This window comes from Halovenus rubra (assembly GCF_026586665.1).
Classification (GTDB): domain Archaea; phylum Halobacteriota; class Halobacteria; order Halobacteriales; family Haloarculaceae; genus Halovenus; species Halovenus rubra.
The window spans coordinates 368,347-394,760 of the sequence record NZ_JAODIY010000004.1 but is presented as its reverse complement, the minus strand read 5'-3'; the positions used below and the strand labels follow the sequence as shown (position 1 = coordinate 394,760).

The 26,414-nt window shown below is 53.6% G+C and carries 30 protein-coding genes; 20 read left to right on the top strand and 10 right to left on the bottom strand.

Annotated elements, in window-relative coordinates:
- Positions 1–4: 4 nt before the first annotated feature.
- Positions 5–583, bottom strand: coding sequence for a response regulator (locus N5098_RS04290; protein ID WP_267636463.1), 579 nt, complete (start codon positions 581–583; stop codon positions 5–7).
- Between the two features lie 563 nt (positions 584–1,146).
- Here N5098_RS04290 and N5098_RS04285 point away from each other — a divergent pair.
- Complete coding sequence (locus N5098_RS04285; RefSeq protein ID WP_267636462.1) at positions 1,147–1,767, top strand: DUF7344 domain-containing protein; 621 nt, start codon at positions 1,147–1,149, stop codon at positions 1,765–1,767.
- Positions 1,768–1,787: 20 nt separating this feature from the next.
- Here N5098_RS04285 and N5098_RS04280 read toward each other — a convergent pair whose 3' ends face one another.
- On the bottom strand, positions 1,788–2,069 hold the full coding sequence (locus tag N5098_RS04280) for a hypothetical protein (protein ID WP_267636461.1): 282 nt from the start codon (positions 2,067–2,069) through the stop codon (positions 1,788–1,790).
- Between the two features lie 427 nt (positions 2,070–2,496).
- Positions 2,497–3,285: a DUF4097 family beta strand repeat-containing protein gene (locus tag N5098_RS04275; RefSeq protein WP_267636460.1), complete on the bottom strand. Its 789-nt coding sequence runs from the start codon at positions 3,283–3,285 to the stop codon at positions 2,497–2,499.
- A 298-nt stretch (positions 3,286–3,583) separates the two neighbouring features.
- On the opposite strand from N5098_RS04275, the gene rpl7ae reads away from it, so the two are divergent.
- From rpl7ae to N5098_RS04245, 6 genes are all read left to right on the top strand, one after another.
- On the top strand, positions 3,584–3,946 hold the full coding sequence (gene rpl7ae, locus N5098_RS04270; RefSeq protein WP_267636459.1) for a 50S ribosomal protein L7Ae: 363 nt from the start codon (positions 3,584–3,586) through the stop codon (positions 3,944–3,946).
- A gap of 11 nt (positions 3,947–3,957) precedes the next feature.
- On the top strand, positions 3,958–4,185 hold the full coding sequence (locus N5098_RS04265) for a 30S ribosomal protein S28e (RefSeq protein WP_267636458.1): 228 nt from the start codon (positions 3,958–3,960) through the stop codon (positions 4,183–4,185).
- A complete protein-coding gene (locus N5098_RS17515; RefSeq protein ID WP_368407990.1) occupies positions 4,185–4,472 on the top strand; it encodes a 50S ribosomal protein L24e in 288 nt (95 codons plus the stop codon). The genes N5098_RS04265 and N5098_RS17515 overlap by 1 nt, the downstream gene beginning before the upstream one ends.
- Positions 4,469–4,933, top strand: a complete 465-nt coding sequence (gene ndk / locus N5098_RS04255; RefSeq protein WP_267636457.1) for a nucleoside-diphosphate kinase — start codon at positions 4,469–4,471, stop codon at positions 4,931–4,933. The genes N5098_RS17515 and ndk overlap by 4 nt, the downstream gene beginning before the upstream one ends.
- Positions 4,934–5,014: 81 nt before the next feature.
- Positions 5,015–6,265 (top strand): type III ribulose-bisphosphate carboxylase, encoded by a 1,251-nt coding sequence (gene rbcL, locus N5098_RS04250; RefSeq protein ID WP_303651817.1) that lies wholly within the window; start codon positions 5,015–5,017, stop codon positions 6,263–6,265.
- An 87-nt stretch (positions 6,266–6,352) separates the two neighbouring features.
- Positions 6,353–7,363 (top strand): phosphotransferase family protein, encoded by a 1,011-nt coding sequence (locus N5098_RS04245; protein ID WP_267636455.1) that lies wholly within the window; start codon positions 6,353–6,355, stop codon positions 7,361–7,363.
- A gap of 17 nt (positions 7,364–7,380) precedes the next feature.
- Here N5098_RS04245 and N5098_RS04240 read toward each other — a convergent pair whose 3' ends face one another.
- Both N5098_RS04240 and N5098_RS04235 read right to left on the bottom strand, forming a co-directional pair.
- A complete protein-coding gene (locus N5098_RS04240) occupies positions 7,381–8,256 on the bottom strand; it encodes an ATP-dependent ribose-1-phosphate kinase (protein WP_267636454.1) in 876 nt (291 codons plus the stop codon).
- A 3-nt stretch (positions 8,257–8,259) separates the two neighbouring features.
- Entirely contained in the window at positions 8,260–9,219 is a 960-nt protein-coding gene (locus N5098_RS04235; protein ID WP_267636453.1) for a ribose 1,5-bisphosphate isomerase, read from the bottom strand.
- Between the two features lie 90 nt (positions 9,220–9,309).
- Between N5098_RS04235 and N5098_RS04230 the strand changes: the two genes are divergently transcribed.
- The 8 genes from N5098_RS04230 (at position 9,310) to N5098_RS04195 (ending at position 17,481) form a co-directional block, all read left to right on the top strand.
- Positions 9,310–10,800 carry an FAD-dependent oxidoreductase gene (locus tag N5098_RS04230; RefSeq protein ID WP_267636452.1) on the top strand — a complete coding sequence of 497 codons (1,491 nt, stop codon included), beginning with the start codon at positions 9,310–9,312 and terminating at the stop codon, positions 10,798–10,800.
- Between the two features lie 99 nt (positions 10,801–10,899).
- Positions 10,900–11,586, top strand: coding sequence for a protein sorting system archaetidylserine synthase (locus N5098_RS04225; RefSeq protein ID WP_267636451.1), 687 nt, complete (start codon positions 10,900–10,902; stop codon positions 11,584–11,586).
- Positions 11,587–11,691: 105 nt separating this feature from the next.
- Positions 11,692–13,512 carry a PAS domain S-box protein gene (locus N5098_RS04220; protein ID WP_267636450.1) on the top strand — a complete coding sequence of 607 codons (1,821 nt, stop codon included), beginning with the start codon at positions 11,692–11,694 and terminating at the stop codon, positions 13,510–13,512.
- A gap of 78 nt (positions 13,513–13,590) precedes the next feature.
- The gene (locus N5098_RS04215) at positions 13,591–15,132 is read left to right on the top strand and encodes a hypothetical protein (RefSeq protein WP_267636449.1); all 1,542 of its coding nucleotides are present in this window, start codon (positions 13,591–13,593) and stop codon (positions 15,130–15,132) included.
- Positions 15,133–15,185: 53 nt separating this feature from the next.
- Positions 15,186–15,575 carry a RidA family protein gene (locus N5098_RS04210; protein ID WP_267636448.1) on the top strand — a complete coding sequence of 130 codons (390 nt, stop codon included), beginning with the start codon at positions 15,186–15,188 and terminating at the stop codon, positions 15,573–15,575.
- A gap of 160 nt (positions 15,576–15,735) precedes the next feature.
- Positions 15,736–16,263: a Holliday junction resolvase Hjc gene (hjc, locus tag N5098_RS04205; RefSeq protein WP_267636447.1), complete on the top strand. Its 528-nt coding sequence runs from the start codon at positions 15,736–15,738 to the stop codon at positions 16,261–16,263.
- 49 nt (positions 16,264–16,312) lie between these two features.
- Complete coding sequence (locus tag N5098_RS04200; protein ID WP_267636446.1) at positions 16,313–16,894, top strand: DUF7978 family protein; 582 nt, start codon at positions 16,313–16,315, stop codon at positions 16,892–16,894.
- Positions 16,873–17,481, top strand: a complete 609-nt coding sequence (locus N5098_RS04195; RefSeq protein ID WP_267636445.1) for a DUF7472 family protein — start codon at positions 16,873–16,875, stop codon at positions 17,479–17,481. The genes N5098_RS04200 and N5098_RS04195 overlap by 22 nt, the downstream gene beginning before the upstream one ends.
- 82 nt (positions 17,482–17,563) lie before the next feature.
- On the opposite strand, the gene priL is transcribed toward N5098_RS04195, so the two are convergent.
- The 4 genes from priL to N5098_RS04175 all read right to left on the bottom strand — a co-directional run bounded on the left by priL (position 17,564) and on the right by N5098_RS04175 (position 21,564).
- Positions 17,564–18,631 (bottom strand): DNA primase regulatory subunit PriL, encoded by a 1,068-nt coding sequence (gene priL / locus N5098_RS04190; RefSeq protein WP_267636444.1) that lies wholly within the window; start codon positions 18,629–18,631, stop codon positions 17,564–17,566.
- 48 nt (positions 18,632–18,679) lie between these two features.
- Complete coding sequence (locus tag N5098_RS04185; protein WP_267636443.1) at positions 18,680–19,249, bottom strand: cell division protein CdpA domain-containing protein; 570 nt, start codon at positions 19,247–19,249, stop codon at positions 18,680–18,682.
- Positions 19,250–19,308: 59 nt separating this feature from the next.
- Complete coding sequence (locus N5098_RS04180) at positions 19,309–20,568, bottom strand: Glu/Leu/Phe/Val family dehydrogenase (RefSeq protein ID WP_267636442.1); 1,260 nt, start codon at positions 20,566–20,568, stop codon at positions 19,309–19,311.
- Between the two features lie 249 nt (positions 20,569–20,817).
- Positions 20,818–21,564, bottom strand: a complete 747-nt coding sequence (locus tag N5098_RS04175) for a DNA polymerase sliding clamp (protein ID WP_267636441.1) — start codon at positions 21,562–21,564, stop codon at positions 20,818–20,820.
- Positions 21,565–21,678: 114 nt separating this feature from the next.
- Between N5098_RS04175 and N5098_RS04170 the strand changes: the two genes are divergently transcribed.
- The 4 genes from N5098_RS04170 (at position 21,679) to N5098_RS04155 (ending at position 24,458) form a co-directional block, all read left to right on the top strand.
- Positions 21,679–22,461 carry an alpha/beta fold hydrolase gene (locus tag N5098_RS04170; RefSeq protein WP_267636440.1) on the top strand — a complete coding sequence of 261 codons (783 nt, stop codon included), beginning with the start codon at positions 21,679–21,681 and terminating at the stop codon, positions 22,459–22,461.
- Between the two features lie 257 nt (positions 22,462–22,718).
- Positions 22,719–23,273: a response regulator gene (locus tag N5098_RS04165; RefSeq protein WP_267636439.1), complete on the top strand. Its 555-nt coding sequence runs from the start codon at positions 22,719–22,721 to the stop codon at positions 23,271–23,273.
- Positions 23,274–23,472: 199 nt separating this feature from the next.
- A complete protein-coding gene (locus N5098_RS04160) occupies positions 23,473–24,012 on the top strand; it encodes a type IV pilin domain-containing protein (protein ID WP_267636438.1) in 540 nt (179 codons plus the stop codon).
- Between the two features lie 137 nt (positions 24,013–24,149).
- Positions 24,150–24,458: a DUF7968 family protein gene (locus N5098_RS04155; protein WP_267636437.1), complete on the top strand. Its 309-nt coding sequence runs from the start codon at positions 24,150–24,152 to the stop codon at positions 24,456–24,458.
- Here N5098_RS04155 and N5098_RS04150 read toward each other — a convergent pair whose 3' ends face one another.
- Complete coding sequence (locus N5098_RS04150) at positions 24,459–24,680, bottom strand: hypothetical protein (protein WP_267636435.1); 222 nt, start codon at positions 24,678–24,680, stop codon at positions 24,459–24,461.
- 175 nt (positions 24,681–24,855) lie between these two features.
- Between N5098_RS04150 and N5098_RS04145 the strand changes: the two genes are divergently transcribed.
- Positions 24,856–26,376 carry an aldehyde dehydrogenase family protein gene (locus tag N5098_RS04145; RefSeq protein WP_267636434.1) on the top strand — a complete coding sequence of 507 codons (1,521 nt, stop codon included), beginning with the start codon at positions 24,856–24,858 and terminating at the stop codon, positions 26,374–26,376.
- The last annotated feature ends 38 nt before the right edge of the window (positions 26,377–26,414 follow it).

Below are 26,414 nucleotides of genomic sequence, written 5' to 3'. Positions count from 1 at the left end.
TGCGTTACTCTCGGGTAGCCAACAACGCTCGAATTTTCTCACGGGTTGCATCAAGATACGGGTCACTATCGGATTCAGGGATTGCAACAGACTCCTGTAGGGTTGCAAACTCGTTTCGGAGTTCCTGATACTCCTCACTGTTATTTAATTGCTCAATATCAAGTTTTGCTTCGAGGGTCGCGAGTTTCTCTGCAAGAGCAAACATCTCTTGTAGTTGTACATCATGTTCTTTCCTCGCGAGCATTTTTTCAACGACCTCGGTTATCTTCTCTTCTCTGACTGGTTTAACAAGGTATTCGTCGAAATCCATCTCGACGATTTCTACGTCCGGTTCAACTGCAGTCACCATCACCACTTTGCAGCCGAGCTCGTTCTTGTTGATCTCTTCAAGCACTTCATCGCCAGACATACCCGGAAGACGGCGGTCCAGTAGCAGAATATCAGCTGTGTCGTCGATGAGCTCAACCGCTTTCTCTCCCGAGTGGGCTGTTAGTACCTCATACTCCGTCTCTAAAATATTTGCATACACTTGTGCGACATCTTCCTGGTCTTCAACGATGAGCACTCGGGTGTTTGAACTCATTTTTTGTGTTTGCTGGTTTCTTTCAATGTTATAAATAAGTAGCGACAGTTTAGCTCAGTAGCAGCGAATATTTGTTTTAGTATGAGAGAGGGCCTGACGCCGCTGGTAGTTGGACTCCATGTAGCGTTTCTGTTCAGCTTCAGTATTTTCTTGAAGTCCCAGATAATATCAAATTTCAAGCATAACTGTTTTAATGTAGTTGCGGGATTACGAACACATTCTGCGTTCTAAAGTACCACCTAGTTACAGAGATAAACAGCAACCTGAACAAGAGATGAGACACTCTGAAATAGCAGTTCTTGGCGGTATTATACCGGTATTATCCACCAAACTGTTTGAGGTTTTTAGCCCAGCAAAATTACTGCTGTAGGTTAGTTTGCTCTCAGAGATGGGTATAACCACTATTTAGAATGTTTTAAATAACAGTGTTGTTAACGTAGCCGATATGGTATGTACAAAGACATGAAAAAGTCTGTTTAATGGAACTAACTCACACTTAACTAGGACCAATATCAGCTAATTAACAATGAATGAGGCATAGTCAAACAGTAAAGAGATGCCCCATGGTGGGGATACCAGCACTGACGGCCACCAAGGCACATAGTATGAGTACGAAAACTAATTCAGGTAACTCGGATTCGTCCCCAGAATCAATTGATTACGATGACTATTTCAAGTTGTTGAGTAATCATCGTCGTCGGTACACACTCCACTACCTGAAAAAGAACGGGGAAGATGCTGAGCTTGGGGAGCTATCTGAACAGATCGCTGCATGGGAAAATGATGTTGAATGGGAAGAGGTGACATACGACCAGCGCAAGCGTGTGTACACATCATTGCAACAAGTACATCTACCGCGGATGGACGACATCGGCGTTGTTGATTTTGATGACAGAGAAGGTGTTGCGTCACTTACCCCCGCAGCTGAAGAGGTGGATATCTATTTCGAACTAGTTGCCGGGAATGATATTCCGTGGAGTTCATTCTATTTGTTCCTTTCTGCGGTGGACGCTGTTGTTCTTCTACTTGCTGCAATATTGTTGTCCAACTTCGATATATTTCCAGGCGTTGCGTTAGCAGTGTTTGTATTGATAACATTCACTGTCACGGCACTGGCTCACACACACATCAACCGCACCGAGATGCACCTCGGAGAACATGAAAAGCCGCCGGAACTGCGCTAAAGGCTGACTATCTGTCGTGTTCACTTCCTTGATTGGGTTTCGATTCCGACAGTTTCAGTTAGTGATTTGTATACCGCAACTGGCTGTGCTGTCTGCAAAGCGGTTTCGACGATAACGACCGTCGCACCGAGGCGTGGGTTTATCCCTCGCAGCTCTTCGATACTGACGTTTTGTACAGTATCAACTGCTGCGAGACGCTGCTGTGCACCTGTCATCAGGTCGACTTCGTCGTGCTCAGGGACACGAACTGTTACCGTTACTTCGACCCGCGTCAATTGGTCTGTATCTATTGTAGCTGACATATATTTCCGGTTACTTACCAACGATTAGCAACAATACACCAAGCCAGAGTCGTCCTCGTCTGTACTTAAGCAAGGTCAGACCAGGCGAGCCCCTTGTTCCCCTCCCGAGCGGGTAGTCCGCGTGGGGGTCAGGTTATGGAGCAAAACGTGCAGCCAGAAGCTTCCGTGGCATCGCATTTCCAGCAATGCCCGGAGTATGGCTTACCGGAGCCATATATCCGCCACATAGTGGTGTGACTCTTGACACAAGAAGATGAGTCACGTAGTAGCGGATATCAGTCATTGTCTGCGTTGCCTCACCAATTCCTGGGTGCGTTACCGTATTAAAACTACTTTATCAATGTGAACCATACTCATACTACTAGCGCGTAACTGACAGAGGTAGGACACGAGCGTACACTGTATTAATTCGCTTGAAGGAGGAAACTCAGGCGGTTTTGGTAGATTCAAGCGATTCAAACCGAATACTTCCAACTGAGTTCGAGATATCTAGGGAATGCTGGGCTGAGCCAAGTTCGTCCTCAACCGAAACGTGTCCAACGCCAGTCGGCTGCTTGTCGAAAATCGGTGCGTCGATAACACCGACTTTGGTACTAATTGTAACTGCAACATCAATCTCACCTGTGCGCACCTCAATTTGTCCAGACGAGCTTTTGATAACAGTGTCCTGTCGAACCGAGCAAAGGTCGAGTCCGATTTTCCCGTTGACTGACTTCGCATGGTCGACGCCGTCTGTGTCCTCAATACTGATACTACCGTTTGTCGTTTCGGCATCAACATACCCGCTACAGCCACTGACGGTTATTTCACCGTTTTGCGTCCGTAACCGTGGATTTCCGTCGATATCCTGTAGGTCAATTCGGCCGTTTGTCGTGCTCACGTGTGATACTTTTAGCTCGCATGGGACACACAGTTCGATATCGACCTTTCCGGGTGAATTTCCAGGGTAGCTGACTGTCACCTGTAGTTGCCCACTCTCTGTGATTGTGTGAACTTTTAGCTCATCTAGCTTTGCCTCGGACGGTCCATGCTTGGTGTACTTGAGTTGTACATCGTCGCGTTCCGACCCTATGACTGAGACAGAGCCATTGACCGCATCAACTGAGACTGAGGTCGGAACTGGATGTGTTTCTGTTGTCATTTCAGAGACCTCAAGGTCGCGTGTCGTCGTGAACCGCTGTACAAAATTACCGATAGCCTCGGTCATTCCGTTCATACATTCAATTGCAGGCGAATGTAACCTAAAGATTTGCAGAACACCTATTCTGTATATCTACTTATATAAATATGATGTTATCGGGCGTATTCTTCGATTTTACCGTTGTGCCGAACACCCCCACGCGCAGATAGCTTCGAAAGCACTTTAGTGTCTGCTAGAACACTAATGAATACAGCCTGTGTGGGGTTGATGACGCTCCCAGCCGGAATAGGATTATATCGCCATCAGGGCGGACGCGGCACTCGCCGCGGACGGCGGGGGAGTGCGAGCCCGCACACAGGAGGTGAACATAACCATGCCAGTATACGTTGACTTTGACGTTCCGGCAGACCTCGAGGACGATGCGCTCGAAACCCTCGAAGTCGCCCGGGATACGGGAGCTGTAAAGAAAGGAACAAACGAAACCACAAAAGCGATCGAGCGAGGGAATGCTGACCTCGTCTTCGTCGCAGAGGATGTTCAGCCTGAGGAGGTCGTTATGCACCTGCCAGAGCTGTCCGACGAAAAGAACGTTCCGTTTATTTTCGTTGGTGCTCAGGATGATATCGGTCATGCTGCTGGACTTGAAGTTGGCAGCGCAGCCGCCGCCATCACCGACGCGGGCGATGCCTCCACTGATGTCGAGGATATCGCTGAGAAAATCGAGGAACTCCGCTGAGGTGACCACGGATGAGTGCAGAGGAAGCAGACGACGGCGGTTCCACGCCAGCTGAGGTTATCGAAGTCGTGGGCAAGACAGGAATGCACGGTGAGGCCATGCAGGTCAAGTGCCGAATCCGTGAGGGTTCAAATAAGGGTCGTATCATCACCCGTAACGTACTCGGACCTGTCCGCGAAGGCGATGTTCTTCAGCTGCGAGAGACAGCACGCGAAGCCGACACAATCGGAGGCCAATAATGGTTCAGAAACGGACGTGTGATTACACCGGTGAAGAAATCGAGCCCGGAACTGGCAAGATGTACGTCAAAACTGACGGCACTGTTCTGTGGTTCAAGGGCGCCAAAGCCGAGAAGAACTACTTCCTCGGCCGAGAATCGCGCGACCTCGAATGGATCGGCTACGAGGAAGACGAAGAGACGGACGCTGACGAAGAAGATGAGTCCGACTCTGTCGCGGATGACACAGCCGAGATATCCGAGGACGAAGAGTCTGACGAGGAAACCGAGACTGAGGCAGAAGTATGAGCGAGCAGGAACGAACCTTCGTCATGGTCAAGCCTGACGGCGTCCAGCGCGGGCTTATCGGCGACGTTATCTCGCGATTCGAGGACCGTGGGTTGAAGCTCGTCGCTGCGAAGTTCAAGCAGATTGACCGTGACCTCGCCGAAGAACATTACGGTGAGCACGAAGATAAACCGTTTTTCGACGGTCTCGTAGACTTCATCACGTCCGGCCCAGTCATGGCGATGGTCTGGGAAGGACAAGATGCAGTCCGACAGGTTCGTGGTATGATGGGCGAAACCGACCCCGCAGAATCGGCACCCGGAACCATCCGCGGTGACCTGGGCCTCGACCTGGGACGGAACGTTATCCACGGTTCCGACCACGAGGACCCCGGTTCGAACGAACGCGAGATTGAGCTCTTCTTCGATGACGAGGAACTCGTCGACTGGGAACGCGTCGACGAAACCTGGCTCTACGAGTAAGAGCGATCCCGGCGTTTGGGAACTCCGAAACCACCTACGTTCGAAGGCGCTTTTATGTGATTGACCGTCAAAGAGTATCATATGGGTATTCGTTACGAAGATTTCCTCGACACGGCGTACGAACCGAAAGAGAGCGATCTTGTCTGTTCGTTCTATCTTGAACCAGCCGACGGTATCAGCTGGAACGGCGCAGCAAGCCGGGTCGCAAGTGAGAGTTCGAACGGGACTTGGGCCGAGCTTGACGTTGAGGGGTCTGTTGAAGACCTCTCTGCAACGGCCTGCGCAATCGATGAGGAGAGTGGGCAGGTAACCGTGGCCTATCCTGACGCGCTATTCGAGCCGGGCAGTATGCCTCAGATTCTCTCGTGTATTGCCGGAAATATCATGGGGATGAAGGCAGTCGACCGCATCCGACTGCTCGACTGTAAGTGGCCTAAGAAACTCGTCGAAAGCTTCCCTGGCCCCCAGTACGGGAGCGCAATCAGGACAGAGATACTGGATGCCGGAGAGCGGCCGGCAACCGCCACAGTGCCAAAGCCAAAAGTCGGCCTGAACACCCAACAGCATGCGACCGTCGGCTACGAGGCGTGGACCGGCGGCATCGACCTGCTCAAAGACGACGAAAACCTCACCGACCAGTCGTTTAACCCATTCGAAGATCGTCTCATTGAGAGTCTCGCACAGCGAGATGCTGCTGAGGATGAAACCGGTGAGAAAAAGAGCTATCTGCTAAACGTCACTGCCTCGGGCAACGAGATGCTCGAACGGGTTGATATGGCCGCTGAGCACGGCTGTGAGTTTGTGATGGTTGACGTAGTAACAACAGGCTGGGGAGCCGTCCAACAAGTTCGGGAACGGTGTGAACGCCACGGTCTCGCAATCCACGCCCATCGTGCGATGCACGCAGCTTTCGACCGCATCCCGACACATGGCGTTTCGATGCGGGTAATCGCCCAGATTGCGCGCCTCTGTGGCGTCGACCATATTCACACAGGGACTGCAGGGCTTGGAAAACTGGCAAACGAAGATACGCGTGGAATCAACGAGTGGTTACAATCCGACTGCCACGGACTCACCGACGTGCTTCCGGTTGCTTCTGGTGGACTCCATGCTGGACTGATGGACCAGCTACTAACCGAACTTGGGACTACCATCGCTGTACAGGCCGGGGGCGGAATCCACGGACATCCTGACGGGACCCACGCCGGTGCTGTCGCTTTCCGACGGGCCACTGACGCCGCAGCGCGCGGTGAATCTGTTGAAAACGCAGCGAGTGACTGCCCAGAACTCGCCCGTGCACTGGAGAAGTGGGGCACTGAGACACCCCGGTGAGACCTCTGATCCAAATAGTACCAACTTGTCTACGAGTTGTCGCTCCGAATAGTGGTGTTTATATTGTCAAATAACAATCCTACACCTGTGCCGGAACCCGAGCACAACATTGAATCAGTTCTCGAAGAGTCGGGCCCGGACTTTGACGACTTCTCGTTCAATCGACCCACTGCTGGTCATCAGGGAGATGTCTTTCTCGTAAAGGTGCACTATGCTGGCGAGGCTTACGAGGTCGTTATTAAGTTTAAATCGGGCGATCCAGACTTTGCACTCGAACCGTTTCTCCATGAGTATGTTGCAGACCGTACAGAGATTCCGGTCCCGCGCATTCTCGTTTTCAAACAGGAACCGGAACCACCGCTTGAGCCGTATTTTATCACCGAGCGAGTGCATGGAGATAATCTTGTCGAGTCTCTCGGTGATCTTCGTGCCAAGGAGTTCAATCAGGTCGCCAGTCACACTGGCACAATTCTTGGAGACATGCACGCTGAAATCGGGTTTGAAGGGTTTGGAACGCTTGCATTGGAAGACGGACGGTTGGTTGTCGACGACTTCTCGTGGGACTGGCAGCAGTTTTTCGGTGATATCGCCACTGGGTATATTGACCGACTAACGGAGACTCCGTTTTCGGACCTTCAGACGACAGCGCGCCAGTATCTCGACGACGGGTTGCCCTTTATCGATACAAATGCGGTTCCGCGACTGATACACGATGACTTCCGGCCAGCAAATGTGATGTTTGATCGCGCTGGCGAGGAACCGATTTCTGCGGTTCTTGATTGGCAGTTTGCACTTGCAGGCGACCCAGAGTATCATATTGCCCGGACTGAATTCTTGTTTATCGATCCGGCATTCAGTGACTCAGAGACAAGAGAGCGGCTTCGTGAAAAGATGTACGAAGGGTATCGAACTCACCGGTCGTTCGACCCAGACGGCGGGTTCAAGTACCGACGAAATGTATATCACTTTGTGACACTGCTGTGGCGAATGGCTGGATTTAACACTGCATTTGCGGACTTCTCAGAACTTGCACGCGGGCGGGCAGAGGCCCGATTCAGAAAGCAGTTCGACGCTATTGTCGACAACCTACCAGAGTAACTGCTCTCTTTACTGTACTATCCGTCGATGAGCGACTCGATATCCGACCACGAAAGCGGAGAACGTGCGCCGCTGCACTGTGTCGTCAACGCACCACAGGCGTTGCCGACAGCAAGTGCCCGTTCCAACGGTTTGTCGTTGAGGGTAGCTGCGATGAACCCTGCCCCAAAGGCGTCGCCAGCCCCCGTGGTATCGACTGGTTCGGTCTCGTATCCAGCATGAGATACCGTTAGCTCTTCAGACTCCGCCGTTGCCCCCTCGGCACCGTGTTTAATCACGGTAATTCCTTCGGCACCGTCGAGAACGTCGGCTTGCTTAACAGCCGTAGCCTCGTTTTCGTTCAGAAAGAGTATATCAGCGAGTCGGTAGATAGGCTGGTACTCACGCAAGTCGAGTCGTCGTCCTGGGTCGAAGCTTACCGGTATCCCAGCATCAACTGCCCGTTTAGCGAGGTCGTATGCCGTGTCCGGTCGCTGGCTTGTCAAATGTAGGTGAGTCGCGCTGTCGAAAGTATCATCCGAAAGTGAATTACTGGTAAATGTCTCGTTTGCGCCGTCACTGGCAAGGACCATTACCTCACCCGACTCGTCTACGATGAGGTATTTCACAGTCGTGATTCCATCATCGACGTATTCCAGATGTCGGCAGTCGACGCCGACATCAGTAAGTTCGTTTCGCACAAGTGCCCCATACTCATCGTCACCAGTGCTTCCAAGCAACACCGGAGCACATCCGAGTGACGCCAGCATGTATGCGGTGTTTGAGGCGCTACCACCGCCGTTCTGGCTCTGATTGACGATAGCTGCCTCGCCGTCAGCTGCTGGGAGTCTATCTACATACAGCGTCACGTCCCAATTAACGTGACCTGCACAGATGACTGTCTGTCCGGTCATCGGTCAGTTGCCAGCCTCCCACGGTTCCATGGCCTGTTCGCCGAACAACTCACGCATCAAAAAGACAATACTCTCTGGCGGGAATTGACCTCGCTCGGTGACAATTGCATCGACATATCGTGGCGGCGTCACATCAAAGGCAGGATTCTCGACTGTGATGTCGCCAATTGCATTGCGTTCCGAGCTGCTGATAACCTCTTGCTCGTCGCGCATCTCTATTTCGACAGTGTGGCCTGAGAGTGTCGTCGGGTCAAGTTTGACCGTCTGTGCCGCCACAACGATAGGGGTGTCTCGCTCACGTGCGGTGACCGCAAGCTGACGGGTTCCAATCTTGTTGACAACAGAGCCATCAGCGGTCACTGAGTCGGCACCGACGAAGACATGGTCTGCTTCGTCGAGATAACGGCCAGCTGCGCCGTCAACGATAAGTGTCACTGGGACACCGATTTCTTGCAGTTGTTGTGCAGTAATGTGCCCCTGTTTTCGGGGACGTGTCTCCTTGACGATGGCACTCAGCGCCGTCCCTTGCTCGCGGGCGGTACGAATACAAGAAAGCACGTCGGTCGAATGGCAATGAAAGAGGATCGTATCTCCGTCCTGGAGTCGGTTGGCTCCAATCGCACCGAGGTCGTCTTGTGCGGACTCAAGACGGTCACGAAACTCCTGAGCCCCAGCGATAGCAGCATTCCTGAGCTCTTCTACAGTATCGCCATCTGTTCGGCGAAGGATATATCGGAGACTGTTCGGCAGACTCACAGCAGTCGGGCGGGTGTCGAGCAGCCGTCGCGCCCCAGCAGCAAGTTCCTCACGGAACGCAACGGGCGTCGCAGCGTCGCTTGCCTGGGCTTGCTTTTCCAGCGCGCGTGCAGCCGCATCGGCAATTGTCGCCGCCCCTCGAACCTCCATTTCGGCGATAGCGGTCGCAGTTTCGACCAGTTCGGGGTGTAGATCCGGTTCGTCCATAGACACTATTCATCCCGTACTGAAAAAAACGCAGCGGCGTCCTCAAACAGTTACATTCACAATCGTGCCCGCCATAGAATAGACCAGTACATGGCCCGGAGTGAAGCTTACGAGGTAATCGTCGTTGGTGGCGGTATCGCGGGTTGTTTCGCGGCTGCGACGGCTGCGGCAGAGGGTGCCGAAGTCGTCCAGTTGGAGCGAAAACCAGCCGAACAAGGTGGCTTTATCGCCTGTGGCGACGCAATCAAAAGTCCGAGAGATCCATCGCGGTACCCCGGGCCAATCGATATGGACGCAATCGCCTCAGACGAGGCGGTACAGGCCGACGGGAACATCGACCAAATCGAGTGGTGGGACGAAGAGCTTGACGTTAGAAAAGTCATTCCCTACGACAAACACAGCAACGTCATCGACCGCTACGAGTTCGGCCAACGGCTTCTTGACCAGACGACCGAACTGGGAGTGACTCAGCATTTCGATACCGTAGTCAACGACGTGATACAAAACGGGAGCGTCAATGGAGTCGAAGCAATTTGCGAGGGTGACCCTGTCACATATAGTGGAGATGTGGTCATCGACACTGCTGGTGCGCAATCGGTTATCCAAGATATGGTCGACTTTGAGTCGCTGGACGCCCCAGGTGGTGTCAGCTTCGAGAAACCACATTTCACCCACTTCGGCTCAGCCTATCGTGAGATTATTGAGACAGACGAGCCGGTCGAATACCAGAACTCGATTGTCGGCAAGCCGCTAGAGGAGATGGGATACGTCTGGTATTTCCCACGGTCACCAACCTCCGTCAACGTTGGCCTCGGATTCCAGATGAACAAAGACCCGATTCCGCTCGCAGATCGCCTCGGAGAGGATCTCGATGGCCGGCCAGAGTATGAGGGCGCAAAGGTCGCCGAGCGCTTCGACAAAAAGAACAAGCTCGGTGCAGCGATTGCACTGCGCCGGCCGCTCGATTCGATGGTCGCGCCAGGATATTTGACGGCGGGTGGTTCCGCTGGGACGACACATCCCATCACGGGTAAGGGGATTCGAGGAGCAGCAATCTCCGGGTTCTCTGCGGGAAAAACCGCTGCAGGAGCAGTTGCTGATGGTGACGTAAGCGAGCAGCGCCTCTGGGAACACAACACCTACCTTTATTTAGACCACGGCGAGGGAGCAAAACTCGCAGCCAGAGATGCATACAATGTCGCTGCTAGCTCTATCGACATCTCTGTCCTCCGAGCGATGGCTGCTGTCCTCCCAGAAAACGAAATCCGCGAGATTGTCAGTACGGACACGGCTTTTGATGACCTCACCTCGAAGCTGAGTATCCTTGCCGGGGCAGGGAAGAATCTGCTCACACACTACCTCTCGGGTACGTTCGACCATCTTGACGTATCGAATAGCGAACTGTATGAGGCACTCGACGGCTTCCGCAAGACACGTGTGTTCGTCGATCGGTACGAAGAGCTTTACGAGCGCTATCCTGCCTCGCGTGAGGGGTACTTCGATTGGCTTGAAGAGCGAAACCGTCTCGATACAGCGTTCTATGAAGCCATCGACTTAGCCGAAGAAAACCGAAAGTACTGAGTCAATCGCTGCTTTGTGTCTGGGTCAACTGCGTCGATATTATCTCAAGCTGAGAGATGAATCCGCACCTATTTGTATCCGCTTCCCAACCAGTCGTGTATGTCGCTTCGTGTGGTCGACCGTCTCGGTGCCGCTGACGTCATAACGCTTCTAAATGCTATCGTTGGCGTTGTTGCGATGATTGGGGCGGTTCTCGGCAGGCCAATGCTCGTCGCGCAACTCCTCTTGCTTGCTGCAGCCGCCGACGCAGTTGACGGAATTATCGCCCGGTTGTACGGAGGTACAAAGGTTGGCCCGTATCTGGATTCGATGGCAGATATCGTCTCGTTTGGGACTGCAACTGGCTTGTTTGTGTTTGCAGTCGCCCGAGACCAGTGGGACAACCTGACTGATACCCCTGAACTACTTGTCGCTGCCGTTGGCGCTGCATCGATTTTTGTCGTCTTCTCGTTGGTTCGAACTGCATTGTATACGGTACACGTCGACGAAGGGGAGAACCGTCCCGGCATTCAAAATACGCTCGGTGCTACGATTCTCGCTGCAGCATATCTTAGCGGACTGGTTTCTGTCCCACTCTTGTTGGGTGCAACCACAGTGCTCTCGGTACTCATGGTTGCACCGGTCCCGTATCCGAAACTCACGGCTCGTGACGCGATAGTCATGGGAACCGTCCAGATGGGCGCAATCCTGTTCCCAAACCTATTCAACGGTATCCTCCCCAGAGTGTTACTGGTCGCTGCGATGGCCTATATGATACTTGGCCCCTGGTTGTACTGGGGCGAGTAGCCATCACTGATTAGCGATAACGCAGCTGTGGTAGTCGTGGACCGTGTTCGTAGGCGCGAATTCGCTCCCGAACCATTAAATGAGTGTGCAACTGAAACAAGGCCAATGGAGACAGCCATCCGGTTATTGGTGGTCGATGCCACAAAAGGCCGGAGGAATGAGACGGAACGTCTGCTAGAGCAGGCATTAGACAGCCCTTCGATTACATCAGTTCCCGACGCTTCGTCCGGGCTGGCTGAACTAGATACTCGCCGTTTCGATTGTATTGTTTCGGCGTACGACGTGGGAGAAAAAACCGGTGTTTCGTTCATGGAAGCAGTTACTGAGAGAGCAGAGTCAGTACCGTTCGTTCTGTTTACCGAGTCAGATTCTGCCGATATTGCAACAGAAGTGTATACAACGGACCGAGCTGCGTATGTTCTAAACGTTACTGGCGCAAAAGAACCGCTCCGTGACAGCATTCAGCGGCTAGTCAAAGCACGACAAGAGGAATCGACCAGAGACGGAAATCAAATATCACAGGGCCAAGAGCTGGCACGGGAACGCGAGCGGTTTTCGGACCTGTTTTCTAATTTCCCTGAGCCGACAATCGCGTACGGGTTCGAAGACGGCAATACAGTTTTTAAATCCGTCAACGACGCCTTTGAGGACGTATTCGGAATAGAAGAACAAGAGATACGCGACTGCTCAGTCAACAATCTGATTGTTCCAGATAACATTCAAGCGGAGTCGAACGAGATTGACAATCAGATAGACTCCGGGAAGATGGTTGACCGAGTGGTACGGCGGCTTGCTGCCAATGGAACATCGATTTTTAATCTGCGATCAATCCCTGTTCGAACTCCCGGCGAAATCGAGGGATTTGCAGTGTACTCCGATATTACCGAGCGCAAGCGGAGGGAGGGAGAACTTGAACAGTACGAGACGATTGTCCAGACGATTCCAATGGGTGTGCTGACAGTTGATGAAGATTGGCGAATCAGCGATATTAACGAACCGGGTGCGAGTATCGTGGGCTATACAGCCGCGGAGTTGGTGGGTCAACCGTTTATCAATCTACAGGCAGACGGCATCATTTCGGAAGATGTCTTCGAGCTATCTCGAGAGATCGTTGAGGAACTCCGGTCAAACTCCGACGTTCGGAAAAAAGTCATCGAAGTCTCTATTGAAACGCGGTCCGGTATTTCCCGAGAGTTAGAAGTTCACGCGTCGTTACTGCCGGCAAGTTCTGACTTTTCGGGCGTTGTTCTGGTCTTCCACGATATTACGGAACGGAAAGAAAATGAGCAGGAACTCAAGCGTCAAAACGAGCGTCTCGAAGAGTTTGCTAGTATCGTCTCCCACGACCTCCGGAACCCACTGAACGTTGCGATGGGACATCTAGAAATCGTCCAGAGCAATCATAACAGCGAGTCAGTTGACCAAATTTCCGACGCTCTCAACCGAATGGAGACATTGATTCGTGAAACCTTGCAGTTGGCAAAGCAGGGCCAGATGGTGACCGAGACACAAGAGATTCAACTGTCGTCCTGTCTCAGCGACTGTTGGGGGATGGTTGACCAGAGCGATGCGACTCTTAAACGAACGGGAGATATGACAATTGAAGGAGACCGGTCGAGGGTCCGGCAACTGTTCGAGAACCTGTTCAGGAACGCTACCGAGCACGGCGGTTCGGATGTGACAGTACGTGTCCAGTGTGAAGACGAAACAATCGTCGTCGCAGACGACGGACCCGGTATCCCACCTGACAAACGTGACGGCATTTTCGAAACTGGACAGACAACCTCCGAGGACGGAGCTGGGTTTGGCCTGGCTATTGTCAAAGAGATTGTCGAAGCACACGACTGGGAGATTACAGTGAGTGAGAGTGTAGATGGCGGCGCTCGGTTCGAGATACGTGGGTTTGACAAACAAACCACCGCCTGAAACGATTAGCCACCCACTTCGCAGGTCTAGCGTTGCCATATCCGCCACTTATTTTTCATGTGGCAACAACAGACAGGTATGAAACGCCGCCATTTCTTCAGGACAATTGGCGCTGCTGTATCCCTCCCTCTGGTTGCGTCGGGTCGTGGCTCCGCAACTGGCGAATCCACATCTGCACAGACACCGTACGAGCCACTGGGGACAATCGATATTCCCGGTGCTCGTGAAGCGACAGTTCACGATGACGGTGACAGTGCATACGTCGCTGTAAGAGATGGATTTGTGTCTGTTGATATCTCAGATCCCGAAAATCCGACACTACTGGCAGAACGCCGAGGTGTCGAGTCAACAGACGGGTCCTCGATGAGGGGAGTCTATGACCTATGGGCATGGAATGATAGATTGATTGTCCCGGGACCCGCTCAGCCCTTGCCGGCCTCCGCACAAGGGTTCGCCCTGTTCGATATCAGTGAGCCCGCAGACCCACAGAAACTGGCCTGGTATGGGACTGACCACTACATTCACAACTGCTATTTTGAGGACGGAATTATTTACCTGACAGGTAGTGGTCTCCCGACGAACCCGCTCATAATGATCGACATTGCTGACGATAATCCCACAGAGCTTGGGCGCTGGTCGCTTGTCGACCACGAATCGGAATGGAAGAACACAGCCCTCTCGGGTCGGGTTCTTCACGATGTATACGTTCAAAACGGAGTCGCATACCTGCCATACTGGGATTCAGGGACGTGGGTCGTCGACGTGAGCGATCCCACGGATCCGACAGTACGTTCACGGGTTGGAGATTACTCGCTGGCGGAGCTGACCGAGTTCTCTGCTTCCGAAGCCAGACGAGAGGCGTTTATTCCAGGTGGGAACGCCCACTACGCACAGCCCGATGAGGAGGGAGAGATCCTTGCAGTCGGCAAAGAAGCGTGGGCAGCAACCGGACCGGGGACCGATGGAGAACAAATTGGTGGCCCGGGCGGTATCGATCTCTGGGATATCTCAAACAAAGACTCACCAGAAAAGTTCGCTCACATTGAGGCCCCTGAATCGTACGACAATACACAGTCTGGCTGGTTTACGACCGCACACAACGTCGACATTGTCGGCGACCGGCTCTACGCGTCTTGGTATTACGGTGGCGTCACTGTCCACGATATCAGCACTCCCTCAGAGCCAGAACGCATGGTTTGGTGGCGCGATCCTACCGAGACCTGTTTCTGGACTGCACAGAGTGTCACCGCTGGCGAGGCATTTTTAGGAAGCTCTATCAAACTCGGCCCAGGCTTCAATGCGCCCAATGAGACGACCCCTGGGCTCTATCTGTTCCCCGACGAGGCGGGAAAGCAGGCGGACCCACCGAACCTGGTTGCCGGTCCGCCAGCTGAGCCAACTGAGACACAGACATCGACACCGGAAGCGACCGCAACGCCAACCACGACACCGACAGAGGAACCCTCCACAGCCCCAACGTCAACAACGGTCCGGGAGCAAGAAACGACCGGGGCTGACGACGATGGCCCCGGGTTTGGCATCGCTGGGGCGGTGACTGGGATTGGGGGCCTGGCGTATACGCTGGCAAGGCACAGCGACGGTAGTTCGTCTGAGGAGTGAGACTAACCAGATAGGTCGCGTGATTTTTATCAGTTGCTGACCCATGAAACCGTATGAAACGACGCAATATTGGCACCGGAACAACGTGGGAAGATGAGGTTGGCTACTCCCGCGCAGTCAAAACTGGTGGCGAAATCCACGTCTCCGGCACCACTGCGACCAGCCACGATGGAACCATCGTCGGTCTCGGTGACCCCTATCGTCAGACGAAACAGATTCTTTCGAATATTGAGGATGCACTGTCGGAACTAGATGCGTCGTTAACTGATATTGTAAGAACTCGAATATACGTCGTCGATATCGAAGACTGGGAGACGGTTGGCCGTGCACATGGCGAACTGCTTGGGGAAGTGCGACCAGCGACCACAATGGTGGAGGTCGAACAACTCATCGAACCGGAACTGCTCGTCGAAATTGAGGCAGTAGCTCGGGTTGATACCTAAGACGAGCATGTGGGGTCCATGCATTGCGGTTGTGTCCCCAGCATAGATAGCCGCCAAACTGTCGATTGGTCATCGCGAGACACGACCGTTGTGTAAGACAGAAACGCAATCGAAATACGGTAACAGTCAGTTTAAATCGGTGGGTCAGCGAATACAATTTATGTCGAACGCCAAAGGGGACCGTCGGGAGCGGGAACTGGTGAATTTGCTTGATGATGCTGGTATGGCAGTGATGCGTGCACCAGCAAGTGGCAGCGCGACCAAACGCGAACTCCCAGACGTACTTGCTGGAGATGGCAACACCTTCTATGCTATCGAGGCAAAAGCCTCCGCAGGCGACCCGATATATCTCGACGGTGAAGAAGTGTACGCACTTGTTTACTTCTCACGGAACTTCGGTGCAAAGCCCCGGGTCGGTGTCCGTTTCGACCGTGAGAGCTGGTACTTTTTTCATCCGGACGACCTCTACCAGACCGACGGCGGCAACTACCGAGTCAAAAAAGAGACTGCCCTCGCTGAGGGAACCGACTTTGCGGAGCTAACCGGTCACTCAGAGCGACAGACTCTCGACGAAGTTAGTGCCGAAAGCGACGACGAGCCAGACGAAACAAAAGACATCCGCCGGGTACTCGAAGCAGTTGACCGCGATGATCTTACCGTCGAGGACGGTGTCGAGATGCTCCGGTAAGCGGGTTGATTCGTCGGGTGTATTGTGCTGGAACGAGAACCACCGCCAGATGAGCGAGAAGACGGATACGGGCCCGGGTCAACTTCCAATGGTCGAGGGCTCAATGTACGGCGCAACGGCATACCTCACCAGCTATCTGGCGACATTTCTATTGGTCGCTATCTTCGAGGGGAAACGCTTTGTTGGCGACCTCATAGAGGGAGCTGGCTGGATCTTCTATAACGCTCAGTTCGTCGGTATCGAACAGCGTGCGCCGCCCGGGAGTGAGGGTACGGTCGATGTTCCCTCGATTAATTATCTCACCGGAACCGGGCTCGAAAGGGTTGGGACAGAAACAATTGTATTGCCTGCAGTTGTTTATCACGCACTACCAGTACTTGCGTTTCTTGGTGCCGGCTACTTTCTTACGCGTTCGTTTGGCGTGACTGAAATCGTCACAGGCGCAAAAGTAGGTGGGTCGATTGTCTTCGGTATCATCTTTCTATCGCTTGGTGGGGCATTTATATTTGAGGTTGCTGATGTACTCGGTCCAAACCGGTTCCAAGCACTTGCACTGGCAGGAATTCTCTACCCAGTGGTCTGTGGTGCGACGGGTGGGATTCTCTCAGCATGGGTGGAATCAACACGGTAGCGAACAAACGCTTCGAAGCTCTTTTGGCTGTTCCTGTGAAATCCGCGAGCATGGACGTCGACCGGAAGACGGTCGTGCAGATTGTTGTGTCAGTCGCAGCTGTCGCGCTCTTTATCACCGGACTGGTGGTGGTGACGGGTGCGTACGGAGAAACAGTGACTGTCGGCCCTGATGATGAAGAAGGGCAACTCACTGGAGAACTATCTGGAGAGTTTGACGGGACGCTTGAAACTGCCGAGAACGGGACCGCAGTCACTGGCTTTTCCGGTGAATACGAGAATGGTATTATCGGCCCGGTAGATGGGCAAGCAGAAGGCTCTGTCACCGAGGATGGTGTGTTTACCGGTCAGTTCAATGGCTCGATTAGCGGAGCGATTGACGGGACCGTGACCGGCACGATGAACGGAACAGTCGAGGATGGTTCGTTTGATGGGACGTTCGACGGTGTCGCTGAGGGCAAGACCCAAACCAAGCTCACCTCCGATGGCGGACTGTTCATCATCGGTCTCATTGGGAGTTTCATCGTCGCCCTCCCACTTCTTGGATACCTCATCGAACGACACGACTTCGAAGAGAAACCAGAGTAACGTCGCGTGTCTACGGCCTGAAGGCTGTGACACTGTGCCTACTCAATGTCTGACACTGCAACTGTCGGCTGTCATCACAAAGCTACGCGTCAGAACTCTGTCTCTCGCGCCAGTCGACGATTTCATCCTCGTCGGTATCATCAAGCTTTGCCTCGTAGTAGGCCATCGGATGTGCAATGGTTTCACAGAGATTATCCATATTGACACAATCACCGTAAGACTGCATCGTCGCACACGAGGGAGTCGAGTACTCTGTCGGACTGGTGTCACCACGGATGTGGTCAACCTGATATCGGGTCGCTTCTTCTCCAAATCCAGGATTTACCTGGAATAGTTCGACGATTTCGTCGGTTGACATACCGATACTCGTGAGAAATGAGGCGATAGCGAACCGTGAGTGATGGGCCAGATGGTCACCTTTCTGTACCTTGTCGAGGAGCGCGCGCATGCACGGGGGAAACATCTCTGGAACGACCGTGTCGATATCGCGCATCAAGTCGAGTTCGGCCAGCGACTCGGCGACACGCTCGCGTGCAGTTTCGAGTCCGGTGGCAATTTCTTCGGGGACTGTCAGAGGTAGCCCTGATTCGATGCGTTGTTTGACTGCCTGTCGGATGAGGACAAGCACCTCTCCAGACGCAAGGAAGACCTCGCCGTCAGCGAGTTCTCGATTCACCAGTCGCCATTCGTCGCCACGTTTGTCAGCCGCAAGATCAAGGTAGGTACCCACGTCGACGGCAGACCCGTTACTGGTTTTTCGGACACCGCTTGCGATGCTGAACTCTCGGAGAAGAGTATCGAGTGTTACCTGCTCGCGCTGTGTGCTCTTGAATTCGACCGTGCGGTTGAGGTCGTACTCGAATCGGTCGTGAGCAGTCCGTGCTTCGGCTGTCGCGTATTTTCTGGTCAAGACGTGTTCATCGACGAGCGAAACAAGTACTCGCGCAACCGGGTAAGAGAGGAGTTCGACACGGTCCCGGCGGTGTGACTCGCCGATTGTCCCGTCTTCGAGTGCCCCTTCGATTCGTTCAACCGCGCGTTTGACGACTTCGTCCTCCGTGCGAACAATCTCGACGATTGTGACAGTCATGCCTTCGACGGCTTCTCGCGCCGATTGGAGAAACGGATACCGCGCGTGAAGCTGTTTCATTATTCCCCAGTTCGGGACCGTGGCGCAAAAAGTCGACGGACCGGCGCGCTACTGATCTTCGATTTCTCGGAGGAGTTGCTCGGCTTGTCCGCCGTCATTGACCATCTGTCGATACTGCTCGTTGCTTACTTCGACAGTTCTGGTCTCACCTTGGCGGACAACTTCGAGGCGAACAGTCCCCTGTGGGTTGTTCCGGAGCCGAAAGCTGGCAATCGCGCTAAAGACAAAAGCAAGCGCGACGACACATCCGACCCCATAGAGCATCGTCGTTTCGAATGCGAGTGGCTCTGCAGTACGTGTCCAGCGGTCCGGATAGACGTTCCAGAACAAGAATACGCCTGTGCTGGCGATAACGGTACCGAATACAACACCGAGGCGGGTTCGGTTGCTCGCAGGCAACACGACAACGACACCGAGCAAGAGTGCAGGGATTCCAAGGCCTGCAATGACGCCACCGTACCGCTTTGCGACTGTGCTGTCACCTTGCAGGCCAACGAGCACCATCGCAATCATAACTGCAACGATTCCTGCCCCGACGAGCGCCAAGCCACCAACAACACGACGTGGGTTCCGGTCACCCGTCCAGTCCTGGCTATAGGCCTCGTCCAGACTCGTCATACCGGCAGCTTCCGGCTCCTCGTACAAAATAATACGTCAGACAGACGCAAGACGGTATCTTAGGGGAAGAGACCGCGCTGCTCGTGGGCTGTTGCCTGCCGGTCAAGCGCAAGCGTGTACGCCGCGGTGCGGAGGTCCGGGGTTTCGTATTCAGCGTAGGCGTCCATCATCTCTTCGAACGCTTCGGTCATCCGGCGTTCGAGGTCAGCGTTGACTTCTTCTAGCGTCCAACTGTACTCCTGTGTGTTCTGGACCCATTCGAGATAGGAAACGATGACACCACCCGCGTTGGCGAGGATATCTGGAACCGTCGGGATATCTCGCTCGGCGAGGACATCATCAGCCTCGGGCGTCGTCGGTCCGTTTGCCGCCTCGACGATGATGTCGGCTCGCACATCCTCTGCCACGTCGGCAGTGATAACGTGACTGACAGCAGCAGGGATGAGGACATCGACATCAAGCCGAAGGAGCTCGTCGTTCGAGATACGCTCGATATCGCCGTCGTAATCACCTATCTGGCCGCCAGATTCGATGAGTTCTCCAACCTCGTGCGTGTCGATGCCTTTGGGGTTGTAGATACCGCCAGTAACATCGCTTGTCGCGACGACGTTTGCGCCGCGCTCGGCAAGAAGCCGTCCGGCCCAGGACCCGACGTTTCCAAAGCCTTGAATTGCGATTGTCGAGTCTTCGGGCGACCGACTGTAGTAGTTGAGAATCTGTTCTGTGATGTTTGCGACTCCGCGGCCGGTCGCTTCTATGCGCCCCGGAGTCCCGCCGAGTTCGATTGGTTTCCCGGTAACGACTTCGGGTATGGTGTGTCCTTCGTAGACGGAGTAGGTATCCATCATCCACGCCATTTCACGGGGACCGGTGTTCATATCGGGTGCCGGGATATCCATTTTTGGCCCCACCATTCGGCGAATACCCTCCATGTACCGGCGGGTCATTCGCTTTATTTCGTCACGGCTGAGCTCTTTTGGGTTACAGACGACACCACCTTTTGCTCCACCGTACGGAAGTCGAACGAGCGCAGTTTTCGACGACATAAGACCGGCCAGTGCGATAACCTCGTCCTGTGAAACACTTGGATGGAACCGGACACCACCCTTGTATGGACCGCGCGCGCCGCTAAACTGGCAACGGTATCCTTTGAATATGTCTTCAGTGCCGTCATCTCGAAGTACCGGCAAAGAGACTTCAAGGGTTCGCTCTGGGTGTTTAAGCCGTGTGAACACATTTTCTGTCACTTGTGCGTACTCCTGTGCGCGCTGCATCTGGGTGCGCATGTTGTTTAGGGTACTCGGAGGTTCGTCTGACATTGGCTCGTAGTTCGTTCCCCCGGGTTCTTATATGGCCGTCTTTTCGTTCTGTCATGTTAAATGGTCACATTGGTCTCGATACCGATAACAGAATTATACGCCACACAGTCGAGAGTCACCACTGTGAGAAGAGATGGGGGTGGCTGACATGGCTTGCTACTTAAGAAGATGTCTCTCTGCCCAAATCGACAGCGTATGACAGCGAGAAAGAGGACTTTACTCTGGAGAGAAGCTCCAAGAACTTTGCTTTCAGTTGCTCTGAATCCGCGGTGCGAGCATGTAGGTAACGTTTCCTTTGCCTTCGGCAATGTCAAAGTGCAGTTTGACAGGGAACTCTTCACCCAACTCCATTGTTACCTCGGTATCTTTCGGAATGGCTTTGTTCATGTTCTTTAGGTATTCGAGCGAAAACAGCGACGATGCAGGACCGCTCACGAGATCGATGAGGTCCTCATTATCGAGTTCGAGGTGCACGTCGTCAGTGTCTCCTTGTGCAGCGACATAGAACACGTCTTCAGCGTCGTCAAGACCAAGCTCGATGTGATCGCTCACCATATCAGCGGCTGTGACAGCACGGTCGATATCGCGGCCCTCAATAACGATGTTGGCTGGAAGATCGAGGTCTTCGGGGAGGTCTGGTTCTTCGCGGATAGATTCGGGGTCGAGGAGACCAAGTGTGTACTCCAATCCATCGATAGAGATGTGAAGCTTGCGCGTCTCCTCATCCAGTTCGAGGTGGACAAGTTGGTCACTGCTTGCCATCCCGGCGATATCCTGTAGCCGGACGAGGTCGACACCGATGAGCCCCTCGTCAACATCGAAGGACTCGAACGCCTCCTCACCGAGTGAGAGGTCAACCATTCCGACGTTTGCAGGGTCAACCGCCCGGATTTCGAGCCCCTTGTCGTCGAAGTGAATCTTGCATTCGTCGACGAGAACACCCACGGAGTCGAGCGTCGCCTGGAGTGTATCTGCGCGCACGATGGCGTTGAACATCTTGTGCCAGATTACGACGGCATCCCCTAAAAAGACACTCCATTGGAGTTGCCAGCGTGCACACGCTCAAGCAAAGGGAACACGACAAAGTGTCCGAGCAAACAATGGGCACCCATGCAACAGGTAGACCACGACGGGCGGACAACAATGTACCGGGCAACTCAGTCTGACACGTCCGGTCCGACGGCGTTATACATCCACGGAAGCGGCGGAAATCACCAGCTATGGGCCCATCAGTATGCTCCGACTGGCCCGACACACCCTGCAGTGGCTGTCGATCTCAGCGGTCATGGCACGTCTGGAGCAATCCACACCGAGCCAGGACAAGAGACACTGAACGCATACGCACGAGATGTCACCGCTGTTGCCCGCGAAACCGACGCCGACATTCTCATCGGCAATTCACTCGGTGGAGCGGTTGTCTTCGAGGTATTGTTGAACACGGATTTTGATGCTGACGGGGTCGTGTTCGCAGGGACAGGTGCAAAGCTTGCCGTCAACGCAGAGTTGCGGGAGTTGCTCGTGTCTGACTTTAACAGTGCAATCGAGCAACTACACCAGCCGTCGATGCTCTTTGCAGACGCCGGGGGGTCGCTGCTTGCTAAATCAAAAGAAACGCTCCAAAAGACAGGACAACAGGTAACAACTCGTGACTTTCTTACTTGCCACGAGTTCGACGTTCGAGAGCAGGTAGCTGAAATTGACCTGCCCGCTCTAGCGGTCGTCGGCGCAGATGACCGACTGACACCGCCGTTGTATCACGAATTCTTAGCCGATACTATCGACTCGTGTGAGACGACCGTTCTCAAAGACGCTGGTCACCTTGCCATGCTTGAGCGCCCTGAAGCGTTCAACCAAGCTCTCTCACAGTTCATCACGGAGCACATCGACACCTGAGACTGATTGCTGTAACGTATTCGGGAGACAGCCAGTCACAGCTCGGCGTTCAGGCGAACATGCGTCCCGAGGGCCGCTCTATCAAACCAGACGTGTTTGCTCAAGACACCGAGAAGCAAATCCTCAGTGTCACGGGCGAAAACGGTTCGATTCCGTACCGCGGCACGTAACAGATAGGGCTGGCTGTATATCTGCTCATAAAGGTTCTTGGTAGAAATGGGCTAGCTTATAATTAGTTGTATCCTCAATATGGAGACGTGTCAGATTCGCATCAGCCATCGGTCCTTCTCGTCGAGGACGAGGAGCGGGTCGCCAGGACGTACGAACTGCGACTCGGGTCTGAGTACGACGTTACAACCGCACTTGGAGGAACCGAGGCACTGGCCCTCGTCGACGACTCGTTTGATGTCGTGTTGCTAGACAGGCGGATGCCAGACGTATCAGGCGATGAGGTTCTAGCAGAGATACGCAGGCGGAGCCTTGACTGTCGTGTCGTGATGGTGACAGCAGTAGACCCGGATTTCGATATCACAGAGATGAATTTCGACGGCTATGTCGTCAAACCGGTCGGCAAAGAAGATTTGAGAGAGGCCATCGAGCGCGCACTAACGATTTCGGAGTACAATGACCAGATACAAAAACTCAGTTCACTCAAACTCAGGCGGAACGTTCTAGAGGTTGAGATGGCTGACCACGAGTTACAGGATCACCATCGCTATCAAGATCTCAACAAAAAGATCGAGGCACTTGAAGAGGAAGTCGAAGAAGTCGAAAAGACAATAGACCTGAATGAGGTTGACTTACACCTCTGATTTGCTCAGTTAGAAGAGACACCACTTCATTTTCATTGCTGGGAATTTGGGCGAACAGTTAATACGGTATGAGAGAGAACCTAAATACAAGCGCAACCGCCCGATTGCAGCTATCGAATACGGCAATAGGGTATTGCAACAGAAACCCTGGCAAAAAGGGGCACTGGCTGCTCGGACGGTGCGCACGAAACAAGCAACCATGCAATTAAAACAACTCTTCGAGGAAGATGATGCAGTCAGTCCGGTCATTGGTGTCATTCTGATGGTCGCCATTACAGTCATTTTGGCGGCTGTTATCGCGACGTTTGTACTCGGACTAGGGGAACAGGTCAGCGAGACAGCACCGCAAGCGAGCTTTAGTTTCAGCGTCGAAGAAGGCGATTTAAATGGCACTGAAGACTCTTGGGGTAATACATATAACGCTACATCTGGTGCAGGTACTGCCTTTGCGGAAGGCTCTGCTAATGCGAGTCTAAGTATCCAACATACTGGTGGCCCCAATGTTGACTCATCTTTATTGGGGGTGACTGGTAGCAATGCAAGCCTTAATTCAGGAGACGCACCCGAATACGACGACTTCTCCAAGTCCACAGATACAGCGTACAATGCCAGCCAGATGAGCGCCGGGGAGACGGCAACCATCTTCGTCGAGTACGGCGATTCGATCACGGTCGTCTGGACCAGCGAGGACGGTGAGACCTCTGCAACGCTCCAAACGTTTGAAGTTCCCGAAGAGTAACAGGTAACCGCATTTTTCGCAAGAAATTCGATGGTCGTCTATTTCTGAGTGGTGTCGAGGGAGACAGGCAAGTTGGATCTGAGGATGAGCCGTCAGTGCACAGAACAGCTAAGCGTTTGGCGATACAAGCAAGATACATGACTGAGACAGCAACACACGTCATCCTGTCATATCCAGCCGATCTGTCGGACTGGGGTCGTGCTATCGTCGAAGACACACCATTTCGATCGTACCTGCTAAAAGCCCACGACACTGCCGAGACCGGAGAAACGTGGGCGGAGTTCGTCGGTGTTGGCTGTTGTGGGAGCGCACTCGACGTTCCTCTCCGTGTCGAAGCGGTCGACGGCGGAATGAGCCTTACACAGGAGACGACCTTCGAGTTTACAGTTCGTGAGGCTTGTGACCTTGAGGGCGGCTGGCAGGTCCAAAGCGCTGCTGGCCCCTGACTATTGGTCTCGCTTTTGTTTTTCGAGTTGTTCTGCTTTCTCTTGGAGCTGTGTGAGCTCTTGTTCAGCCCTCGTCGTTTCCATGCCATGAGCCTCTAGCACGGAGGCATCCATCTGGGAGGGAACAAACGTCGATTCTGCCTCCTGCTCAGACTCACCCCGAGATTGCCCTGATTCACCCCAGCCAAGAGCACCGAGTATTCGTTTAATTGTTTCGTTCATTACCACCATATTTGGTAACAAGAGACAAAAAGACACTGTTGTAGGAGATAGTCCAGACGACCGTTCGTGACCTGCACACACCGAGGACTGTCACTGACACCCTTCCCTGATATCGACTACCAAAGCGTCCGACTTCTGTGGGGGTTTTTATCGGATGAGGTTGATAGTTGCAGACATGTCCGAGACGTACAAACATTACATCGACGGTGAATGGGTAGAGGGAGATGGAGACGAGACGTTTGCGAGCCACAACCCGGCAAACGGGGAAGAGCTGGGGACGTTCCATCGTGCAACTGAATCCGATGTCGACCGCGCAATGGCAGCGGCCGACGAGGCCTTCGAGGAGTGGAGCGATCTGTCTCGAATCAACCGAGCCGAGTATCTCTGGGATGTCTATCATGAGCTCCGTGAGCGACACGAAGAACTTGGCGAGGTTGTCACCAAAGAGTGTGGCAAAGAAATTTCAGAAGGAAAAGCTGACGTGACTGAGGCCTGGCACATGGTCGAATGGGCTGCTGGCGACGCCCGTCACCCGAAAGGAGATATTGTCCCCAGCGAAGTGCCCGCGAAAGATGCGTATATGCGTCGGAAACCCCGCGGTGTCGCAGGCTGTGTCTCTCCGTGGAACTTCCCCGTCGCGATCCCCTTCTGGCATATGGCCGTGACACTTGTCGAAGGGAACACCGTTGTCTGGAAGCCTGCAGAGCAGACACCATGGTGCGGACAGATCATCGCTGAGATGATGGTTGATGCAGGTATCCCTGAAGGTGTGTTCAACATGGTCCAAGGCTTCGGTGACGCTGGCGCTGCCATCGTTGACGACGACCGCGTCGACACAGTGCTCTTTACTGGCTCCGCTGAAGTCGGCCACGAAGTTGCCCAGAAGTGTGCTGAATCCCCCAGCAAACGTGCAGCCTGTGAGATGGGTGGCAAAAACGGCATCATTATCACTGAAGAGGCTGACCTCGATATCGCAGTGCACGCGGCCGTGATGAGTTCCTTCAAGACGACCGGTCAGCGCTGTGTCTCTAGTGAACGTCTGATTGTCCACTCTGATATCTACGACGAGTTCAAAGAGCAGTTTGTCGACATCGCCCAAGACATCGCTGTTGGCGACCCACTTGATGAGGGGACATTTATGGGACCACTCATCGAGGAAGGTCACTACGAGAAAGTTTCGAAGTACAACCAGCTTGCCCGCGACGAAGGTGTTGATGTCCTCGTCGACCGTACGGAACTCGACGCCGAAGAAATTCCAGACGGTCACGAGGACGGGAACTGGATCGGTCCGTTCGTCTACGAGGCTGACCCCGACGAAGATCTGCGTTGTACACAGGAAGAAGTCTTTGGTCCGCACATTGCACTCCTCGAATACGACGGCGATATCGAGCGCGCCGTCGACATCCATAACGATACGAACTACGGTCTTGCCGGTGCTGTCATCTCTGAGGACTACCGCCAAGTCAACTACTACCGTGATAACGCCGAGGTCGGACTGGCATACGGGAACCTTCCCTGTATTGGCGCAGAGGTCCAGCTCCCCTTCGGTGGCGTAAAGAAGTCCGGCAACGGCTACCCGTCTGCGCGTGAGGTCATCGAAGCTGTCACCGACCGGACAGCCTGGACGCTCAACAACTCCAAGGATATCGAGATGGCACAGGGCCTCTCGGCAGATATCAAGACAAAAGACGACTAAGTCGGCTAGCGTCCATCGCTTCTGGTACTCTCAGTGTT

What these genes read in the sequence shown, in the direction of transcription:
- N5098_RS04290 (WP_267636463.1), bottom strand. Translation starts at nt 583, where the DNA reads ATGAGTTCAAACACCCGAGTGCTCATCGTTGAAGACCAGGAAGATGTC.
- N5098_RS04285 (WP_267636462.1), top strand. Translation starts at nt 1,147, where the DNA reads ATGGTGGGGATACCAGCACTGACGGCCACCAAGGCACATAGTATGAGT.
- N5098_RS04280 (WP_267636461.1), bottom strand. Translation starts at nt 2,069, where the DNA reads ATGTCAGCTACAATAGATACAGACCAATTGACGCGGGTCGAAGTAACG.
- N5098_RS04275 (WP_267636460.1), bottom strand. Translation starts at nt 3,285, where the DNA reads ATGAACGGAATGACCGAGGCTATCGGTAATTTTGTACAGCGGTTCACG.
- rpl7ae (WP_267636459.1), top strand. Translation starts at nt 3,584, where the DNA reads ATGCCAGTATACGTTGACTTTGACGTTCCGGCAGACCTCGAGGACGAT.
- N5098_RS04265 (WP_267636458.1), top strand. Translation starts at nt 3,958, where the DNA reads ATGAGTGCAGAGGAAGCAGACGACGGCGGTTCCACGCCAGCTGAGGTT.
- N5098_RS17515 (WP_368407990.1), top strand. Translation starts at nt 4,185, where the DNA reads ATGGTTCAGAAACGGACGTGTGATTACACCGGTGAAGAAATCGAGCCC.
- ndk (WP_267636457.1), top strand. Translation starts at nt 4,469, where the DNA reads ATGAGCGAGCAGGAACGAACCTTCGTCATGGTCAAGCCTGACGGCGTC.
- rbcL (WP_303651817.1), top strand. Translation starts at nt 5,015, where the DNA reads ATGGGTATTCGTTACGAAGATTTCCTCGACACGGCGTACGAACCGAAA.
- N5098_RS04240 (WP_267636454.1), bottom strand. Translation starts at nt 8,256, where the DNA reads ATGACCGGACAGACAGTCATCTGTGCAGGTCACGTTAATTGGGACGTG.
- N5098_RS04235 (WP_267636453.1), bottom strand. Translation starts at nt 9,219, where the DNA reads ATGGACGAACCGGATCTACACCCCGAACTGGTCGAAACTGCGACCGCT.
- N5098_RS04230 (WP_267636452.1), top strand. Translation starts at nt 9,310, where the DNA reads ATGGCCCGGAGTGAAGCTTACGAGGTAATCGTCGTTGGTGGCGGTATC.
- N5098_RS04225 (WP_267636451.1), top strand. Translation starts at nt 10,900, where the DNA reads ATGTCGCTTCGTGTGGTCGACCGTCTCGGTGCCGCTGACGTCATAACG.
- N5098_RS04220 (WP_267636450.1), top strand. Translation starts at nt 11,692, where the DNA reads ATGGAGACAGCCATCCGGTTATTGGTGGTCGATGCCACAAAAGGCCGG.
- N5098_RS04215 (WP_267636449.1), top strand. Translation starts at nt 13,591, where the DNA reads ATGAAACGCCGCCATTTCTTCAGGACAATTGGCGCTGCTGTATCCCTC.
- N5098_RS04210 (WP_267636448.1), top strand. Translation starts at nt 15,186, where the DNA reads ATGAAACGACGCAATATTGGCACCGGAACAACGTGGGAAGATGAGGTT.
- hjc (WP_267636447.1), top strand. Translation starts at nt 15,736, where the DNA reads ATGTCGAACGCCAAAGGGGACCGTCGGGAGCGGGAACTGGTGAATTTG.
- N5098_RS04200 (WP_267636446.1), top strand. Translation starts at nt 16,313, where the DNA reads ATGAGCGAGAAGACGGATACGGGCCCGGGTCAACTTCCAATGGTCGAG.
- N5098_RS04195 (WP_267636445.1), top strand. Translation starts at nt 16,873, where the DNA reads ATGGGTGGAATCAACACGGTAGCGAACAAACGCTTCGAAGCTCTTTTG.
- priL (WP_267636444.1), bottom strand. Translation starts at nt 18,631, where the DNA reads ATGAAACAGCTTCACGCGCGGTATCCGTTTCTCCAATCGGCGCGAGAA.
- N5098_RS04185 (WP_267636443.1), bottom strand. Translation starts at nt 19,249, where the DNA reads ATGACGAGTCTGGACGAGGCCTATAGCCAGGACTGGACGGGTGACCGG.
- N5098_RS04180 (WP_267636442.1), bottom strand. Translation starts at nt 20,568, where the DNA reads ATGTCAGACGAACCTCCGAGTACCCTAAACAACATGCGCACCCAGATG.
- N5098_RS04175 (WP_267636441.1), bottom strand. Translation starts at nt 21,564, where the DNA reads ATGTTCAACGCCATCGTGCGCGCAGATACACTCCAGGCGACGCTCGAC.
- N5098_RS04170 (WP_267636440.1), top strand. Translation starts at nt 21,679, where the DNA reads ATGCAACAGGTAGACCACGACGGGCGGACAACAATGTACCGGGCAACT.
- N5098_RS04160 (WP_267636438.1), top strand. Translation starts at nt 23,473, where the DNA reads ATGCAATTAAAACAACTCTTCGAGGAAGATGATGCAGTCAGTCCGGTC.
- N5098_RS04155 (WP_267636437.1), top strand. Translation starts at nt 24,150, where the DNA reads ATGACTGAGACAGCAACACACGTCATCCTGTCATATCCAGCCGATCTG.
- N5098_RS04150 (WP_267636435.1), bottom strand. Translation starts at nt 24,680, where the DNA reads ATGAACGAAACAATTAAACGAATACTCGGTGCTCTTGGCTGGGGTGAA.
- N5098_RS04145 (WP_267636434.1), top strand. Translation starts at nt 24,856, where the DNA reads ATGTCCGAGACGTACAAACATTACATCGACGGTGAATGGGTAGAGGGA.